This is a genomic window from Arthrobacter monumenti (assembly GCF_054511255.1).
Window position 1 is genome coordinate 25,964 of sequence record NZ_JBTNCY010000009.1, and the last position, 14,049, is coordinate 40,012.

General features: G+C 61.4%; 14 protein-coding genes. 10 read left to right on the forward strand and 4 right to left on the reverse strand.

All coding sequences use genetic code 11. The features are described from left to right. Positions 1 to 41: 41 nt before the first annotated feature. Both ACX80B_RS14370 and ACX80B_RS14375 read left to right on the forward strand, forming a co-directional pair. Positions 42 to 1,715, forward strand: a complete 1,674-nt coding sequence (locus ACX80B_RS14370; protein WP_459297329.1) for an amidohydrolase — start codon at positions 42 to 44, stop codon at positions 1,713 to 1,715. Between the two features lie 434 nt (positions 1,716 to 2,149). After that, the gene (locus ACX80B_RS14375) at positions 2,150 to 2,914 is read left to right on the forward strand and encodes a polyprenol monophosphomannose synthase (RefSeq protein ID WP_459297331.1); all 765 of its coding nucleotides are present in this window, start codon (positions 2,150 to 2,152) and stop codon (positions 2,912 to 2,914) included. Between the two features lie 36 nt (positions 2,915 to 2,950). On the opposite strand, the gene ACX80B_RS14380 is transcribed toward ACX80B_RS14375, so the two are convergent. The 3 genes from ACX80B_RS14380 to ACX80B_RS14390 all read right to left on the reverse strand — a co-directional run bounded on the left by ACX80B_RS14380 (position 2,951) and on the right by ACX80B_RS14390 (position 4,865). Next, positions 2,951 to 3,298, reverse strand: a complete 348-nt coding sequence (locus tag ACX80B_RS14380; protein WP_026535357.1) for an RNA polymerase-binding protein RbpA — start codon at positions 3,296 to 3,298, stop codon at positions 2,951 to 2,953. Between the two features lie 140 nt (positions 3,299 to 3,438). Further along, entirely contained in the window at positions 3,439 to 4,341 is a 903-nt protein-coding gene (locus ACX80B_RS14385) for an SPFH domain-containing protein (protein ID WP_459297333.1), read from the reverse strand. A 44-nt stretch (positions 4,342 to 4,385) separates the two neighbouring features. After that, a complete protein-coding gene (locus ACX80B_RS14390; protein ID WP_459297335.1) occupies positions 4,386 to 4,865 on the reverse strand; it encodes an NfeD family protein in 480 nt (159 codons plus the stop codon). Positions 4,866 to 5,099: 234 nt separating this feature from the next. Here ACX80B_RS14390 and yczE point away from each other — a divergent pair, with 234 nt between their 5' ends. After that, positions 5,100 to 5,741, forward strand: coding sequence for a membrane protein YczE (yczE, locus tag ACX80B_RS14395; protein ID WP_459297337.1), 642 nt, complete (start codon positions 5,100 to 5,102; stop codon positions 5,739 to 5,741). Here yczE and ACX80B_RS14400 read toward each other — a convergent pair. Then, positions 5,738 to 6,595 carry a putative RNA methyltransferase gene (locus ACX80B_RS14400; RefSeq protein ID WP_459297339.1) on the reverse strand — a complete coding sequence of 286 codons (858 nt, stop codon included), beginning with the start codon at positions 6,593 to 6,595 and terminating at the stop codon, positions 5,738 to 5,740. The two genes, yczE and ACX80B_RS14400, sit on opposite strands and share 4 nt — an antisense overlap. 112 nt (positions 6,596 to 6,707) lie before the next feature. On the opposite strand from ACX80B_RS14400, the gene ACX80B_RS14405 reads away from it, so the two are divergent. The 7 genes from ACX80B_RS14405 to ACX80B_RS14435 all read left to right on the forward strand — a co-directional run bounded on the left by ACX80B_RS14405 (position 6,708) and on the right by ACX80B_RS14435 (position 13,976). After that, a complete protein-coding gene (locus tag ACX80B_RS14405; protein ID WP_459297340.1) occupies positions 6,708 to 8,744 on the forward strand; it encodes a S9 family peptidase in 2,037 nt (678 codons plus the stop codon). Positions 8,745 to 8,779: 35 nt separating this feature from the next. Beyond that, positions 8,780 to 9,238, forward strand: a complete 459-nt coding sequence (locus ACX80B_RS14410) for a hypothetical protein (protein WP_459297342.1) — start codon at positions 8,780 to 8,782, stop codon at positions 9,236 to 9,238. 89 nt (positions 9,239 to 9,327) lie between these two features. Then, entirely contained in the window at positions 9,328 to 9,570 is a 243-nt protein-coding gene (locus ACX80B_RS14415; RefSeq protein WP_459297344.1) for a DUF2630 family protein, read from the forward strand. Beyond that, positions 9,570 to 11,954: an ATP-binding cassette domain-containing protein gene (locus ACX80B_RS14420; RefSeq protein WP_459297346.1), complete on the forward strand. Its 2,385-nt coding sequence runs from the start codon at positions 9,570 to 9,572 to the stop codon at positions 11,952 to 11,954. Before ACX80B_RS14415 ends, ACX80B_RS14420 begins: the two co-directional genes overlap by 1 nt. 69 nt (positions 11,955 to 12,023) lie before the next feature. Next, complete coding sequence (locus ACX80B_RS14425) at positions 12,024 to 12,446, forward strand: nuclear transport factor 2 family protein (RefSeq protein WP_459297348.1); 423 nt, start codon at positions 12,024 to 12,026, stop codon at positions 12,444 to 12,446. Positions 12,447 to 12,835: 389 nt separating this feature from the next. Beyond that, a complete protein-coding gene (locus ACX80B_RS14430; RefSeq protein ID WP_459297350.1) occupies positions 12,836 to 13,351 on the forward strand; it encodes a YbaK/EbsC family protein in 516 nt (171 codons plus the stop codon). 1 nt (position 13,352) lies between these two features. Further along, entirely contained in the window at positions 13,353 to 13,976 is a 624-nt protein-coding gene (locus tag ACX80B_RS14435; protein WP_459297352.1) for a maleylpyruvate isomerase N-terminal domain-containing protein, read from the forward strand. Positions 13,977 to 14,049: the final 73 nt, after the last annotated feature.

Here is a 14,049-nt window from a genome sequence, read left to right on the forward strand (position 1 = left end):
ATAGAAATATTCAGCTATATCCCGAGTTAGGTTTCATTCCCATGCCTCTAGCCAGCACACCGCCGGCATCCTCCGCACGCCGTGTGACGCTGTACCGCAATGGATCTGTCTACAGTCCCGCCGACCCTTTTGCCACGGCAATGCTGGTCGACGGCGGCACGGTCGCCTGGGTGGGGTCGGAGCAAGCGGCGGCGTCCATTGCGGACAGCACCATGGATGTCGTTGACCTTGACGGTGCCCTGATTACTCCTGGTTTTGTGGATTCCCATATCCACATCACCGAAACCGGGATAGCGGACCAGACACTGGATCTTGCCGGGATGGCGTCCCTGGCCGAGTTGCTGGATGCAGTCGCTGACGCCGCAGGGTCGGGCAGCGGAATGATCCTCGGCCATGGCTGGGATGAGAGCCATTGGCCCGAGGGACGTGCTCCGACAGCCGACGAGCTGGACCGGGCGTCGGGTTCGCGCATTGTGTACCTGTCCCGGATTGATGTTCATTCAGCGGTGGTCTCCGGAACCTTGGCAGCTGCTCTGTCGCTGGCGGAATTCGAAGGCTGGTGCGGGGATGGCCTCGTCGTCCGGCACGCGCTGTTCATGGCGCGGGAGGCATCCCGTACCTTCCGGAGCGGAGAGCGGGAGCATTTCCAGCGGTGCGCACTGTCCAGGGCAGCGAGCCGGGGCTATGTCGCCCTGACCGAAATGAGCGCGCCGCATGTCGGTTCACCGGAGGATCTGCAAATGTTGCTGGCCCACGACGGCGAGGCCGAGGCCAACGGCGGGCCATTGCGGTACCCGAAGGTGCTGCCCTACTGGGGCGAAGCGGCCGTCGATGTTGAGGATGGCAGGAGGATCCTTAACGACGTCGGAGTCCCGGTCCTGGGGCTGGCCGGGGATCTCAATATCGACGGCTCAATCGGTTCGCATACCGCCCTGCTGCGCGAGGACTACGCGGACGAGCCGGGCCAGCGCGGCTCACTGTACCTTGACGCGGACCTGGTGGCGGTTCATCTGGCCGTTACGGCTGAACTTGGCATCCAGGGTGGATTCCACATCATTGGTGATGCCGCCATGGATATTGCCATCGAGGGGTTGCACAAGGCCGCCGCGAAGGTTGGACTGGACCGGCTCAGGTCGGCGCGGCACCGGTTCGAGCACGTGGAAATGCTGACGCCGGAAGCCATCAAGCAGCTATCGCATTTCGCCGTCACAGGAAGCGTGCAGCCGGCGTTCGACGCGCTGTGGGCGACTGACAATCTGTACGATCTGCGGTTGGGTGCGGAACGTGCCCGGGCCATGAATCCTTTTGCCTCAATGCTGGCAGCAGGAGTTCCGCTGGCGCTGGGAACGGATGCGCCGGTCACGGCGCTGGACCCGTGGGCGGCTGTGAGAGCTTGTTTGGAGCATTCAAATCCCAAGGAGAGGATATCTGCCCGGGCGGCGTTCCTCGCCCACACCAGGGCCGGATGGAGGGCCGTACGGGACGAGGATCCACTCTCCGGCCAGCTGGCCCCCGGGGCACCTGCGACATTCGTGGTCTGGGAAGTTGAGGAGTTGATGGTCCAGACCCCTGATGCGCGGGTGCAGTCCTGGAGCACCGACCCCCGCGCCGGAACACCGCTGTTGCCCGCGCTGGACAACGGACAGGAGCCGCGCTGTTTGCAGACGGTTCGTGACGGCTGCCAGCTGTACAAAGCTGAGGACTTCGCTGCCTGACTTTTTCACCGTTGCCCGTGCTGCAACGAGATGGCGGTGGGGGAGGGTAATGCAAAAGTTTCCGAAAATTCCCCCATGGAGCGACCCCGTTCTGACCTGCAGTTAAAGATAAAGCCGCAGGTCAGAGTCGCGTTGACACGTCCTCCACAACACGTAGGCTCGTATTCCAACAGGTTCTGCTTTCCCGTCGAGGAAAGCTCCTGGCCACGGCTACAGGCTGCGGTTTTTCTAACGGGTAGGTTCACACGTCAGTAGAAAACAGTGCCTTTCCGCCCTCAGGGTGGCGGGGCAATGGTCCGAAGGCGCGTGAACCTACCCATTTATCGTCTCGCCTATACTTGGTGGTGCTGTGCGCCGTCGCCTGAGTCGGTTCCTGGCTGTTTTGCAGCCGCGGCAGAGCGGTTTCTTATCTTCCGACCGAGGAAAGGCCATGAGTGCGCGTCGTCACCATCATCCCGACGTACAACGAAATTGAGTCTCTGCCCAGTACCTTGAGCCGGTTACGGGCCAATGTGCCGGATTCCGATGTGCTGATCGTCGATGACAACAGTCCGGACGGAACCGGTGGCTTCGCCGACTCTGCCGCAGCGAAGGATGACCAGGTACACGTTCTCCACCGAAAGCGTAAAGAGGGCCTCGGCGCCGCTTATATCGCAGGGTTTCATTGGGGACTTGACGGCGGCTACGACATCCTGGTGGAAATGGACGCGGATGGCTCACACCAGCCGGAGCAGATGCACCTGCTGCTCGATGCCATCGCGGCCGGAGCGGATCTGGCCATGGGGTCGCGTTGGGTTTCCGGCGGCGAGGTGGTCAGTTGGCCGCTGCACCGTAAATTACTTTCCCGGTTGGGCAGTCTGTACTCGCGCATCCTTCTGGGTGCGGAGATCCGGGATTTCACCGGTGGTTACCGGGCTTTCAAACGCCAGACCCTGCAGAAGATCGACCTGGACTCCGTCGAATCCGTCGGCTATTGCTTTCAAGTGGATCTTGCGTGGAAGGTTGCCCAGTTGGGACTGAGCATCGTGGAAGTGCCAATCGTTTTCGTCGAACGGGAACACGGTGATTCGAAGATGAGTCGCAAGATCGTGATGGAGTCAATAGTCCGGGTGACGAGGTGGGGCATTCGAACCCGGTGGCAGACGCTGAGGCACCGGATCATGAGCAACCGGAATGAAAAAAGGCGGCCTTCTCGATGAAGGCCACCTTTTCAGTGTCTTGTCCGTACGGCGGAGTTACGCGGAAGTGCGCTCCCCGCGGCGTTCGCGCAGGATATTGAGACGGTCCTGAAGGATCTGTTCCAGCTCCTCGGAGCTGCGCCGTTCCAGCAACATATCCCAGTGGGTACGGACCGGCTTCTCGTTGGGGTTGATCGGCTTCTCGCCATCAACCAGAAGCGCTTCCTTGCCGGTCTTGGAAACCCAGACGGGCGGAATCTCGGCTTCTGCGGAGAACGTGACGAACACCGACTCGCCATCGGCGCAACGGTATTCGATACGCTGCCGCGGTGCCGGCTCCACGCCGGATTCGGTCTCCATGCTCTGCGCCCCAAGACGCATTCCTCGCAAGCTTCGGTCGCTCATCATTTCTCCTACATCAAAAACGGGTCATTGGGTGCAACGCCGGCCGCAGCGGAATTGTTCCGCCGCGCCGGTGGGGGCAAACAATAAATTATACGCGCCGCGGACGATCCAGCACACCAACCAGCCCGCAGCGGTAATGGCTACGGTGCCGGTGTCTCCTGCTCCGTGGTGCCCAGGACGTTGCCGATACCCTTGAGCGCCTCGCCGACCTCACTGGGAATGATCCACAACTTATTCGACGATCCGTCGGCAAGCTTGGGCAGCGTCTGAAGGTACTGGTAGGCGAGCAGCTTCTGTGTCGGGTTGCCTTTATGGATGGCATCAAAGACTTTGCCAATCGCCTGCGCTTCACCATCGGCCCTAAGGATCGCAGCCTTGGCATCACCTTCAGCAGCCAGAATGGCGGCCTGCCGCTGGCCCTCCGCGGTCAGAATCTGGGACTGTTTTGTGCCCTCGGCGGTGAGGATGGCGGCACGCCGGTCACGCTCCGCGCGCATCTGCTTCTCCATCGAGTCCTGGATGGAAATTGGCGGATCGATCGCCTTGAGCTCAACCCGGGAGACACGGATTCCCCACCTGCCGGTTGCCTCGTCCAGCACACCGCGGAGCTGACCATTGATCTGGTCCCGGGATGTGAGCGCCTCTTCAAGGTTCAGCCCACCGACGACGTTACGCAGGGTCGTGGTGGTCAGTTGTTCCACGGCCTGGATGTAATTCGCGATCTCATATGTTGCTGCCCGCGCATCAGTGACCTGGAAGTAGACGACGGTGTCGATGGACACAACCAGGTTGTCCTCGGTAATCACCGGCTGGGGCGGGAAGGAGACCACTTGCTCACGCAGGTCGAGCAGCGGAAGCAACCGGTCCACGAACGGGATGAGCAGCGTTAGTCCCGGGTTCAGGGTCTTGAGGTACTTTCCGAGGCGTTCGACGACGCCGGCCCGTGCCTGGGGAATGATGCGCACCGAACGTACGAGCACGATCACCACGAAGATGGCGAGGACTAGTAAAACTACGGTCAGGGCTATCGATCCGACGTCCATATTCTCTCTCTGTTGGTTGCCACGGAGTTACCGCAAACGGTTGGTTATGCGGGGTAAGTACCTGGAGCGGGGGCATCATTGACGGCCGAGACGATTGCTGTGGCCCCTTCAATCCGGGTCACAGATACTTTCTTTCCCGCCGGTATCTCTGCGCCGGCTGCAGCACGGGCCGTCCAGGTATCGCCACCGATCTTGACGATGCCGGAAGCGGCTGTGACTGGTTCAAGCGTCAACGCCATCTCTCCGATGAGACGGTCGATATTCGAGCGCTGTTCCGGTGGGCCTTTCCGCAGATGCTTCAGGGCAACCGGACGGACGAAGAACATCATGGCCAGCGAAACGACGCAGAAGGCGATGCACTGAACGACGAACGATCCAGTGAAGAACGACGTGGCAAGGGCCGCCAGTGCACCCACGGACAGCATGATGAAAAACAAATCCAAGGTGATCATTTCGACGACTGCCAGCACCAGGAACAGCGTCAGCCACAGGACCCAGACATTCTCTACGATCCACTCCAGCATGGCTTCCCTCGCTTCCCCTTGTCCGGCGGCGACCTGAACCGCGCGGCAACCGCAAAAGGTTGTTATATGTCCATCATGCCCGATGTTGGTGATCGGGACCACCAATTGCGGGAATAGTCGGCAAGTCGGTTGGCTTATTCAAGTCACATGGCGGGAGCCCGGTCTCATTTGTTGGTCTCCGGAGTGCGCGGGTGATGCAATGAGATCAATCCATTACGGGCAGAAAAGAGAATCATGCAATCGCTACTGGTCAGCGAGCACCTGGGCCTGAGGCTCTCCAGACTCTTTCTTGGACTGTTCCTGTACGGATCGGCCATTGCGCTAATGGTTCGTGCGAACATCGGCTCTTCACCTTGGGACGTCTTTGGGCAGGGTCTGTCGCGGACTATCGGTGTCAGTTTCGGTCTTGCCACCATCGTCATCAGTGGCATGGTGCTGTTGTTGTGGATCCCGCTGCGGGAGCGGATGGGATTCGGCACTGTAGCCAATGCCATCCTGGTTGGCGTCTTCGCCGACTTGGCGATGCTGGTGCTGTCGACACCTGAGCATCCAGCGCTGCAATCGGTGATGTTCCTCGCAGGATTGCTCATGCTCGCGCTGGCCAGTGCCCTGTACATCGGGGCAGGAATGGGACCCGGTCCGCGCGATGGGTTAATGACGGGCCTGGTCCGGGTGACCGGACAGCGCGTGTGGGTGGTCCGCACCTCGATTGAACTTCTCGTCGTCGTTATCGGCTGGCTGCTCGGGGGAGTGGTGGGCATCGGAACACTGATATTCGCATTGACTATCGGTCCGCTGATCCAACAGGCGTTGAAACTGCTGTTCGTGGATCTGGACAAACCCCGGCGCCCGAAGAAACCCGCTTCACAGCTCTAAAGTTTTCCGTAGGCCGCCACACGGAACGCCGCGGTGACCTCCGTGGATGCCGGCAGGTCCGCCAATTGGTTCTGCAGGCTGGACTCGTCGAGGTGATGGGCAGCAGGACCCATCAGCGCGGCAAGCCGGATATCCGCCTGGCCCAGCGACATGCTGAACTCGACGTCGTCGTACATTTCCCTGCTGAAGTGCGGTTCCAACGTTTTGGCCAGATGGTCGGACTTCTCCGCCTGCACGTCCAACAAAGAGGCGGTCCGGCGGATCTCTTCCAAGTGCCCGGGCAGCGGTGAGACCACGATGAGGTGTCCATCGGGAGCCAGCACACGGGCGAATTCAGACGGATTGCGGGGAGCGAAAATATTCAGCACGACGTCGAGGGCTCCATCAGCGACCGGCAGCGGGCGCCAGATGTCCCAGACCAGGCACAGCGCCTCCGGCAGGGAACGCGCTGCCCGGCGCAGGGCGTATTTGGAGATATCCAGCGCCAATGCACGGGCTCCTGGAAGGGATTGGAGCGCCGCCCCGAGGTAGAAACCGGTGCCTGCCCCGGCGTCGGCAATGGCGGGCCTGGACTTGCCCTCCATAGCCCGCTGCGTATGACCGGAGACGGACCGTGCCAGGCGGTCATAGTGGCCGCCGGATAGAAAAGCTTCCCGCGCCTCGACCATGGCGGCGGTATCCGGGGTGTAGCCACTGGCTTTGCCGGTCAACAGGTTCACGTAGCCCTGCCGCGCGCGGTCGAACCGGTGGCCCTGCCTACAGGACAGGACGCTTCGGTTTCCAACACCGTCCTCCACCATCATTGGCGCCGCGCACACCGGGCACTGCAGGAGGTCCGTCAGCGCTGAGTCCATCGTTTTATCCTAGACGGGCGTCAGGTGCTGACCGGACGACGGCGGGAGGCAGCCGCCGTGGTGTTGCCGCGGGCAAATTGATGCTCGCGGTGAATGAGATTAGGCTCACAGTGTGAAATCCGAACAGCTTCCTTTGCTCAATTCAGTCTCCGCTCCCACAGTCCATCCCGCCGGCACCAGATCCGTCGTGGCCGTAACCCGACCGGACTTCGACGCCGACAGCTACGTCGGCCAGCTGTGGGAGGTGCCGCTGACCGGCGAAGGCACAGGTCCACGCAGGCTCACCCGCGGTTTCCGGGATACGTCGCCCCGGTTCTCCCCGGAGGGCAATGTGCTCGCGTTTATCCGTGCCGAGGCGGGCGGCACGCCGCAGCTTCACATCATGGACGCCAGGGGAGGGGAGGCCCAAGCGGTCACTGACCAGAAACTGGGAGTCGGCTCTTTCGACTGGTCGCCGGATTCAACCCGCATTGCCTATACCTCGCGGGTGCCCGAACACGGCCGCTACGGAACAATCGACGGCGTCGGACCGGGCGCCGAGGACGCGCGCCACATTGACACCCTCAAGTTCCGGATGAACGGCGTCGGCTATACCGGAGACAAGCGCTCGCAGCTGTTTTTGGTCGAGGTGCCTGCGGTCGACGCCGAGCCGCCGGTCGCCCCCGCCGGCCGGGCCAAGGAATCCGCGGGTGGTGAGGACGCTGAATCCTTCTCCGCCGTGCCGCAGAGTATGCAGTTGACCGAAGCCGACGCCGACCATAACGGCCCGGTATTCACCGCCGACGGCAACCGGATTCTCTTCACCGCCAGCCTGCATCAGGGCAGGGACGAAAACCTCCGCAGCGACATCTATTCCATCGCCGCCGACGGCACAGACCGGCAACAGCTGACCAACCTGAACGGGTCCACGATTGGAGCCTCCGACGGGCGCATTTCGGCCGATGGCCAGTGGCTCTTCTACCTCGGCAGTGAACTCTCGAGCACAGGTATAGACTTCGTGGCCCGGAACACCGGCCTCTACGTTGCGCCGGTCTCCGACCCGTCCGCCGCCCGCTGCCTGACCGATGCGGAATCGGTGGACCTCGGCGAAACCGGTGGAGCCCTGACACGGTTTGGAGCCGACGGCGTCCTGGTCACCAACCGCACGCGCGGTTCCCTGGAGCTCCTCCAGGTGATGGCCGACGGCGGCGTAACGGTGCTGGCCTCCGGACCGCGGCTGGTGACGGGACTGGACGCGGCGGGCGACACCGTCGTCGTCACCTTCTCCGATCCCGCGACCATGGGCGACGTGGCACTCGTGCATGAGGGCGGGCTGAAGCAGCTGACCGACTTTTCCGCGCAACTGCGGGACGAAGCCGGCGTCGTACTACCCAAGGAAGTGACCTATCAGGCCGATGACGGCTACCCGGTGCACGGTTGGGTTCTGTTGCCTGAGGGGGAGGGGCCGCATCCGGTGCTGCTGAACGTCCACGGCGGTCCGTTTGCGCAGTATGGCTGGGGACTCTTCGATGAAGCGCAGGTGTACGTCGAGGCCGGCTATGCCGTGCTGCTGCCCAATCCGCGTGGAGCGGCCGGCTACGGACAGGAACATGGGCGTTCGATCAAGGGGGCGATGGGAACTGTTGACCTGCTTGACGTCCTGGGATTCCTCGAAGGCGCACTGTCTGAATTCGAGGGGCTCGACGACGGCCGGCTGGGAATTATGGGCGGTTCCTACGGCGGCTACCTCACCGCCTGGACCATTGCCCAGGACCACCGGTTCACGGCGGCGATCGTCGAGCGCGGCTACCTTGATCCGCCGTCGTTCATTGGCTCTTCCGATATCGGTTGGTTCTTCTCCAATGAGTACACCGGCAGCGACCCGGAAAAGGTAAAGGGCCAGAATCCGTTCGCGCACATTGACAAGGTGGAAACACCGGCGCTGATTATCCATTCCGAAGAGGATCTGCGCTGCCCACTGGAGCAGGCGCACCGGTACTACACTGCGCTGAAGCTTCGCGGCGTCGAAACGGAAATGGTGGTCTTTCCCGGTGAGAACCATGAGTTGTCCAGGGCCGGCACACCGCACCACCGGAAGCAGCGGTTCGAGCACATTCTGCGCTGGTGGGCACGGTATCTTCCCACCGCGCAGAACCGCATCGGGGCGTAACGCCGTCGTTCCAGTACCCAGGGGGAGGCAAAGCAATGGACGAAAGATACGAGTCCCTATACCAGCGTGGCCATCAAGCGGAACCACAGAAGACCGTTCCGGCGATGGACGACCGGCCTGCCGTGCCCGATAGCCACGAAACCGGATCTGTAGAGGTTGCACCGGTGACGCCGGCGGGGGAGCGGGTGGATCCTGAGCCGTCCGCTGCTGTACAGACCAACGCGGGTCCAAACCCGTACATCCGGTTGCTGATTATCGCCGGTTGCATTTTGATCGTGGGTGCCGTGGTGGCATTTTTCGGCGGCGGGCAGCTGATCAATATGCAAATGATGCCGAGCTCGGTGGAGGCCCAGGAAGAGGCATTCCTCCTGATGACGTATGGGCAATCCCTGACTACGGTTGCGCCGTTCCTGCTTGCCCTGGGTCTTGGAACGCTGCTTGGTGTTGTCTTTATGAAGGCACATACCTGGCGCGCGCCCCAGCGCAGCGACTGAGCGGAAGGCTGTTATATAAGCCTTTACCGGCAGGTCGACTATAAGTAGCCTGATGACGAAGAGTATTCGAGCACGCTCAGGGAGTTGTTATGGACAATCAGGACATTCAAGAACGTATTCAGGCATTGGTCGACCAGGAGCACCAGCTGCGTGAGGCTTCCGCCGGTGAAGACGAGGTGGAGGCAAACCGCGCGGAACTGCGCCGCGTTCAGGAGTCCCTGGATCAGTGCTGGGACCTGCTGCGGCAACGGCGGGCCAAGCAGGAAGCAGGCGGGAGTCCGGAGGACGTTTCCGTCCGGCCGGTGGATCAGGTAGAAGGATACCGGCAGTAGTGAGCACAACCACGCGGCCTGAACCCCCGTCGTCGGGGCTGCATGTTGCCGATACTCATGATCTGCTCCGGGTGCAGGGTGCGCGCGAGAACAACCTCAAGAATATCGACGTCGAGATCCCGAAGCGTCGGCTAACGGTCTTCACTGGCGTCTCCGGGTCGGGCAAGAGTTCCCTGGTCTTCGCCACCATCGCCGCAGAGTCACGGCGGATGATCAATGAGACCTATAGTGCCTTCCTGCAGGGTTTCATGCCGACGCAGGCGCGGCCGGACGTGGACATTCTGGAAGGGCTGACGACGGCGATCATCGTCGACCAGGAGCGGATGGGCGCAAACCCGCGCTCGACGGTCGGCACCGCCACGGACGCCAACGCGTTGTTGCGGATCCTGTTCAGCCGGCTTGGAGAGCCGCACATCGGATCGCCCCAGGCATTCTCGTTCAACGTCGCCTCCATCAGCGGCGCCGGCGCGGTCACCTTTGAGAAAGGCGGAAAGAAGGTCAAGGAGCGGCGGGACTTCAACATCACGGGCGGAATGTGCCCGAAGTGCGAAGGTACCGGGCGGGTAACGGACTTCGACCTGACCGAGCTATACGACGAAAGCAAGTCCCTGAACGAAGAGGCACTCACCATCCCCGGCTACACGATGAGCGGTTGGCAGGGCCGCCTGCTTCGCGGCGTGGGACTGGACCTGGACAAGCGGATCAGTGACTACAGCCAAAAGGAACTGGATGACTTGCTCTACAAGGAACCGACCAAGATCAAGGTCGAAGGCGTCAATCTGACCTACGAAGGCGTGGTTCCGAAAATCCAGAAATCGATGCTCTCCAAGGACCGGGAGGCAATGCAGCCGCACATCCGGGCATTCGTCGACCGTGCGATTACGTTTACAGCATGCCCCGAATGCGGTGGCACCCGGCTCAGTGAGGCTGCCCGGTCCTCAAAAATCAAGGAAATAAGCATTGCGGACGCGTGTGCCATGCAGATCAACGAACTGGCCGAATGGGTCCGCGGGCTCGACGAGCCATCGGTGGCGCCGCTGCTGACGACGCTGGGGGAAAGCCTTGACTCGTTCGTAGAGATCGGGCTCGGCTACCTGAGCCTCGACCGGCCGGCGGGAACGCTTTCCGGGGGAGAGGCCCAGCGGACCAAGATGATCCGCCACCTCGGTTCCGCCCTGACTGATATCACATACGTCTTCGACGAACCGACTATCGGCCTGCACCCGCACGACATCGCCCGGATGAACGATCTGCTGCTGCGGTTGAGGGACAAGGGCAACACCGTGTTGGTCGTCGAGCATAAGCCGGAGACGATCGCGATCGCCGACCACGTGGTCGACCTCGGTCCCGGAGCAGGGACAGCTGGTGGCGAATTGGTGTTCGAGGGCACAGTTGAGGGGCTGCGGGGGAGCGACACCATTACCGGCCACCACCTCGACGACCGTGCCCGTCTCAAGGAAGCTGTACGGACTTCCACAGGTGCTCTGGAGATCCGCGGCGCACGGCAGAATAATCTTCAGAATGTCGACGTAGATGTTCCAACGGGCCTTCTCGCCGTCGTCACTGGGGTTGCCGGCTCCGGGAAGAGTTCGCTGATCCATGGAAATCTCGCGGGTCGCGATGGTGTGATCGTCATCGATCAAGCCGGTATCAAGGGTTCACGCAGGTCCAATCCCGCCACCTACACCGGCCTGCTCGAGCCGATCCGCAAATCCTTTGCAAAAGCCAATGGGGTTAAGCCGGCCCTGTTCAGTGCCAACTCAGAAGGTGCTTGCCCCACCTGCAATGGCGCTGGCGTGATCTATACCGAGCTGGGCGTCATGGAAACCGTCGCCACCACCTGCGAGGAATGTGAGGGCAAACGGTTCCAGGCGGCGGTGCTTGAGTTCAAGCTTGGCGACAAAGACATCAGCGAAGTGCTTGCGATGTCCGTCGCCCAGGCTGAGGCGTTCTTTGGCGCCGGCGAGGCGCGTACGCCGGCCGCGCACAGGGTCCTCGACCGGCTCTCAGATGTCGGGCTGGGGTATCTGACCCTCGGCCAGCCCCTTACGACACTGTCCGGCGGCGAACGGCAGAGGCTGAAATTGGCAACCCAGATGGGGGAGAAGGGCGGCGTGTATGTGCTTGATGAACCCACCACCGGCCTGCATCTCGCCGACGTCGAGCAACTGCTTGGATTGCTCGACCGGCTGGTCGACTCCGGTAAGTCGGTCATTGTGATTGAGCACCATCAGGCCGTTATGGCACACGCCGACTGGATCATTGATCTTGGACCCGGCGCTGGACACGACGGCGGCAGGATTGTCTTCGAGGGTACGCCGGCTGAGCTCGTCGCCGGCCGTTCCACACTGACCGGCGAACATCTCGCCGCGTACACCGCCTGAGCGGGCGTTCAACTGAGTGATTGTGCCCGGGAGCGGGACGGCGTACATTATGTCAAGTTGGATGAAGGTGTGGTATTTTCTGGCATGCATGACGTCGGCCAGTTGGTTTTCGGATTCAACGAATGCATCAACGCGCGGGATCTAGAGGGACTGGCGAGGCTTATGAGCAGCGACCATTCCTTCATCGACCCGGGCGGAAACGCGATCATCGGGAAAGCTGCCTGCATCGAAGCCTGGCGCGGGTTCTTCGATACCTATCCGGACTACAGGAACTTCTTCGAGGCTATGTTGTCCCGCGGCAACAGGGTGACGATTGTGGGCCGCTCGGTGTGTCCAACCTTTTCTGCTCTCGAAGGACCGGCACTGTGGACGGCTATGGCCGAAAAGGATGAGCTTGCCGAATGGCGCGTTTACGAGGATACGCCGGAAGAACGTTGTCGCTTGGGCATCGACGACGAGTGGCTGGCTAAAGCATCGTCTGACGTCGTCTAATGCAGTGATTTTCCAGGCATATAGTCATTCGCCGATAATCTACATTATGTAAAGTAAAGCTCTTGGTTCGGCCGTATGGTCGGTTTGTCCTGCATCCCCTGCATCCGTCTCCTTATGACGAAGCCCCCTAGTCAGCGCTCCCTCACACGCCGCGCTCGCCTCGTGGGCTCGAATGCTTGCATCACGTTGAATTCTTCGGCCACGTTGGACCTTGTTGGTGCCGGGAAGACCAAAAATGACTGGATATTTGCGCCATGGTCCGGCGCCAGTCGGTTTTGCTTGCCATCTGACGAATCAGCACAACCAGGCCATGCCCCGTGGATGCGACCCTCGACGACGGCCCTCTCCCCCGCATTGAGGGCACAGAATCGGCGGCATACTATTGGACGATGTCGAATGAAAATACTGTTCAGGAAGCGCGGCTGCATCCGGCCGTTGAGGAAGCTATTGCCAAATACGGGATTGCCCATGAAATCCTCGGCTGCGACGACGAACTGGCCGACACGGCGGTCTTCTGTGAACACTACGGCGTCTCCCTCGAGCAGGCCGCCAACACTATACTTGTAGCTTCAAAGAAGATTGATCCGCCCAAATACGCTGTATGTGTTGTGCTGGGGACGACGCGTCTGGACGTCAATAAGACGGTCCGCGAGAGGCTCAGTGTCAAAAGGGCCTCGTTTGCGGATGCAGAAACGACCAAGGAGCTGACCGGAATGCTGATCGGTGGAGTGACCGCCATCGGCACGGAGAATCTCCCGATCTATGTGGACGCCTCCGTCTTGGCCCAGAAGCAAGTAGTCATGGGCGGAGGAAATCGAACCAGTAAGCTGCTCCTCGACCCCAATGAACTCGCCAAGCTCCCCAACGTCGAAGTCATCGAGGGTCTGGCCAAAGTTCAGAACTGAAATGAGTTCGCTGGAGACCTGGCCGAAGACCCAGGAAGCCTTCTCACAAGCCGCGGCCTGGTTCGTGGAGACGACGGCCAAGGCGGCCGGGCGGTGGGAGGCTCCTGCCCTCGGCGAATGGACCGTGCGCGACTTGGCCGGTCATACGAGCCGGGCGCTGCTGACCGTCGAAACGTACCTAAACCAACAAGCTGACAGCATTGACGTCGAATCAGCGGACGAGTACTTTCGGCTGGCACTTGCTTCCGTCGGCGACCCGGCGGCCGTAGCAGAGCGCGGCCGCGACGCCGGGGCCGCCCTCGGATCCAATCCACCTGATGCTGTGGAAGAGATTGCGGATCGCGTACTCAGGCTGGTTAACTCGAGCGGCGGTAATTCCGTTGTGAGGACGCCGGTCGGCGGGATGCGCCTGATGGATTACCTGCCAACGCGCACCTTTGAGCTGACCGTCCATACCTGCGACCTTGCCGCAGCCGTTGACGTAGTGCCGCAGATTCCTGAGGCAGCGGCTGAGCACAGCCTTGCCCTGCTTGGCAGGCTCGCCATCCGATCCGGCAAGGCCGGCGAACTGCTCCTGGCAGCGACGGGACGCGGCGGCCTGCCAGCAGGATTCACAGTCCTGTAGCGCCGGCGGGCCGGGCGAATTTGTCCCCTGGTGGCAAATGATCGTGCGTCTCTCAAACGAGAAATCATACAGC

Excerpts from the sequence above, each read along its gene's own strand:
- ACX80B_RS14370 (WP_459297329.1), top strand. The coding sequence starts at position 42 with ATGCCTCTAGCCAGCACACCGCCGGCATCCTCCGCACGCCGTGTGACG.
- ACX80B_RS14380 (WP_026535357.1), bottom strand. The coding sequence starts at position 3,298 with ATGAGCGACCGAAGCTTGCGAGGAATGCGTCTTGGGGCGCAGAGCATG.
- ACX80B_RS14385 (WP_459297333.1), bottom strand. The coding sequence starts at position 4,341 with ATGGACGTCGGATCGATAGCCCTGACCGTAGTTTTACTAGTCCTCGCC.
- ACX80B_RS14390 (WP_459297335.1), bottom strand. The coding sequence starts at position 4,865 with ATGCTGGAGTGGATCGTAGAGAATGTCTGGGTCCTGTGGCTGACGCTG.
- yczE (WP_459297337.1), top strand. The coding sequence starts at position 5,100 with ATGCAATCGCTACTGGTCAGCGAGCACCTGGGCCTGAGGCTCTCCAGA.
- ACX80B_RS14400 (WP_459297339.1), bottom strand. The coding sequence starts at position 6,595 with ATGGACTCAGCGCTGACGGACCTCCTGCAGTGCCCGGTGTGCGCGGCG.
- ACX80B_RS14410 (WP_459297342.1), top strand. The coding sequence starts at position 8,780 with ATGGACGAAAGATACGAGTCCCTATACCAGCGTGGCCATCAAGCGGAA.
- ACX80B_RS14415 (WP_459297344.1), top strand. The coding sequence starts at position 9,328 with ATGGACAATCAGGACATTCAAGAACGTATTCAGGCATTGGTCGACCAG.
- ACX80B_RS14430 (WP_459297350.1), top strand. The coding sequence starts at position 12,836 with ATGTCGAATGAAAATACTGTTCAGGAAGCGCGGCTGCATCCGGCCGTT.
- ACX80B_RS14435 (WP_459297352.1), top strand. The coding sequence starts at position 13,353 with ATGAGTTCGCTGGAGACCTGGCCGAAGACCCAGGAAGCCTTCTCACAA.